The 2257-nt window shown below is 70.4% G+C and carries 2 pseudogenes; both read left to right on the forward strand.

Features of this window, described 5'->3' with window-relative positions:
• A pseudogene (locus tag AB0M20_RS39255) lies at positions 1 to 620 on the forward strand (hypothetical protein); the annotation flags it as partial.
• A gap of 136 nt (positions 621 to 756) precedes the next feature.
• Positions 757 to 2257 (forward strand): annotated as a pseudogene (locus AB0M20_RS39260) (excinuclease ABC subunit A); the annotation flags it as partial.

The following is a 2257-nucleotide window of genomic DNA, read 5'->3' on the forward strand; positions in this document are numbered from 1 at the left end:
CGATGGTCACCGCGACCATCGTCGGGGTCCTGCTGGCGTTGGGCGTCGATCGCGGGCTGCGGCTGCCGCGCAAGCGACGGGTACGCGTGCTCGTGCTGCTCGCCGTGGCGGTGATCCCGGTCCTGCCCAAGCCGCTGCCGACCGTCCCCGCCGCCCCGCTGCCGGCCTTCATCGCCGACGGGATGTGGCGCGACTACGTCACCGACGACCGCAGCCTGGTGCCGGTGCCACTGCCCGAGGTCACCAGCGGCCGGGAGGGGATGCGCTGGGCGGCGCTCAGCCACCTCGAGTTCCGGGTGCCGCGCGGCTACTTCATGGGCCCGGCGAACCCGCCGGCGAACGACACCGGCTCGTGGAACGCGCCGCCGCGGTCCACCAGCACCCTGCTCTGGCAGGTGCGCGAGTACGGCCGGGTGCCCGCCGTCAGCGACGCCGACCGCACCCGGGCCCGCGAGGACCTGATCTTCTGGCGGGCGGCCGTCGTCGTGCTCATCCCCGGCAGCCGCAACGAGGGACCGCTGGGTACGACCCTCACCGACCTCCTCGGACGGGAGCCGCAGCGGGCCGGCGGCGTACTGTTCTGGGACATGCGCGAGCTTCCGGTTCCCCCGCGCGAGTGACGGTTGCCGCGCCGGATCTGGGGGAATGTGCACGGGGCGCACGGCGCTGCACCAGGGTCGCCGGTTTTTGTCGTACCCCGTGGCTAGAGTGACCGCGACTTTCCGACTCTCATACACATGTACGGAGCGCCTGGCTGTGGCCGACCGACTGATCATCCGTGGCGCGCGGGAGCACAACCTCCGCGACGTCAACCTCGACCTGCCCCGCGACGCCATGATCGTGTTCACCGGGCTGTCCGGCTCCGGCAAGTCGAGCCTCGCCTTCGACACGATCTTCGCCGAGGGCCAGAGGCGGTATGTGGAGTCGCTGTCGTCGTACGCGCGGCAGTTCCTCGGGCAGATGGACAAGCCCGACGTCGACTTCATCGAGGGCCTCTCGCCGGCCGTCTCGATCGACCAGAAATCGACGTCGCGCAACCCGCGGTCGACCGTCGGCACGATCACCGAGGTCTACGACTACCTGCGGCTTCTCTTCGCCCGCACCGGCATCCCGCACTGCCCGGTCTGCGGTGAGCGGATCAGCCGGCAGACCCCGCAGCAGATCGTCGACCGGGTCCTCGCGATGGAGGAGGGCACCCGGTTCATGGTGCTCGCCCCGGTGGTCCGGGGGCGCAAGGGTGAGTACGTCGATCTCTTCGCCGAGCTGCAGTCCAAGGGCTACGCCCGCGCTCGGGTCGACGGCGTGGTGCACCCGCTGACCGAGCCGCCGAAGCTGAAGAAGCAGGAGAAGCACACCATCGAGGTGGTGGTCGACCGGCTCAGCGTCAAGGCGGCGAGCAAGCAGCGCCTGACCGACTCGGTGGAGTCCGCGCTCGGCCTGGCCGGCGGCATCGTGCTGCTCGACTTTGTCGACCTGCCGGAGGACGACCCGGCCCGCGAGCGGCGCTTCTCCGAGCACCTGGCCTGCCCCAACGACCACCCGCTGGCGATCGAGGACCTCGAGCCCCGGGTGTTCTCCTTCAACGCGCCCTACGGCGCCTGCCCGGAGTGCACCGGCCTGGGCACCAAGAAGGAGGTCGACCCCGAGCTGATCGTGCCGGACGAGGAGCGGAGCCTGCGCGAGGGCGCGATCCAGCCCTGGTCCGGCGGTTCGACGCTGGAGTATTTCCTGCGGCTGCTCGAGGCGCTCGGTGCGGCCGAGAAGTTCAGCGTCGACACCCCGTGGCGGCAGCTGTCGTCGAGGGCGCAGAAGACGATCCTGCACGGCTCCGAGGACCAGGTCCACGTCCGGTACCGCAACAAGTACGGCCGCGAGCGGTCCTACTACACCGGCTTCGAGGGCGTCATCCAGTGGATCGAGCGCCGCCACAACGACACCGAGAGCGACTGGTCGCGCGACAAGTACGAGGGCTACATGCGCGACGTGCCCTGCCCGACCTGCGGCGGCGCCCGGCTCAAGCCCGAGGTGCTCGCGGTGACCATCGCCGGCAAGAGCATCGCCGAGGTCTGCAACCTGTCCGTCGGTGAGTGCTCCGAGCTGCTGCAGACGATCGAGCTGGACGATCGGCAGACGATGATCGCCGAGCGGGTGCTCAAGGAGATCAACGCCCGGCTGCGCTTCCTGGTCGACGTGGGTCTGGACTACCTGTCGCTGGACCGCGGCGCCGGCACCCTCTCCGGCGGCGAGGCGCAGCGCA

Source organism: Actinoplanes sp. NPDC051633, assembly GCF_040681735.1.
Classification (GTDB): domain Bacteria; phylum Actinomycetota; class Actinomycetes; order Mycobacteriales; family Micromonosporaceae; genus Actinoplanes.